This is a genomic window from Enterobacter sp. 22499 (assembly GCF_052044815.1).
Classification (GTDB): domain Bacteria; phylum Pseudomonadota; class Gammaproteobacteria; order Enterobacterales; family Enterobacteriaceae; genus Enterobacter; species Enterobacter bugandensis.
Window position 1 is genome coordinate 1 of record NZ_JBQENR010000020.1, and the last position, 502, is coordinate 502.

The window sequence follows — 502 nt, forward strand, 5'->3', positions numbered from 1 at the left end:
CCTCACAACCCGAAGATGTTTCACTTCTGATTGCGAAAATTTGAGAGACTCGAACACACATAACATGTGTGTCGTTTCAATTTTCAGCTTGATCCAGATTTTTAAAGAGCAAAACTTCGCAGTGCACCTTTTCAGGTTCACTCTGAAGTTTTCTTGTGTTCGCAGTAAAAGATGGTGGAGCTATGCGGGATCGAACCGCAGACCTCCTGCGTGCAAAGCAGGCGCTCTCCCAGCTGAGCTATAGCCCCATCGTTTTGCCAACCTCTTCAAATTTGCTTCGCAAATTTGGTAGGCCTGAGTGGACTTGAACCACCGACCTCACCCTTATCAGGGGTGCGCTCTAACCACCTGAGCTACAAGCCTGTAGAGGTTTTTTACTGCTGTTTTTCATCAGACAATCTGTGTGAGCACTACAAAGGCAGGTTCTTTAAGGTAAGGAGGTGATCCAACCGCAGGTTCCCCTACGGTTACCTTGTTACGACTTCACCCCAGTCATGAATCA

At 47.2% G+C, this 502-nt stretch carries 2 tRNA genes and 1 rRNA gene; all 3 read right to left on the minus strand.

Annotation, left to right across the window (positions count from 1 at the left end):
* Nucleotides 1–172: 172 nt before the first annotated feature.
* Nucleotides 173–248 (minus strand) — tRNA-Ala (locus ACTJI7_RS22795).
* A 38-nt stretch (nucleotides 249–286) separates the two neighbouring features.
* Nucleotides 287–363, minus strand: a tRNA-Ile gene (locus ACTJI7_RS22800).
* Between the two features lie 70 nt (nucleotides 364–433).
* A 16S ribosomal RNA gene (locus ACTJI7_RS22805) occupies nucleotides 434–502 on the minus strand; the annotation flags it as partial.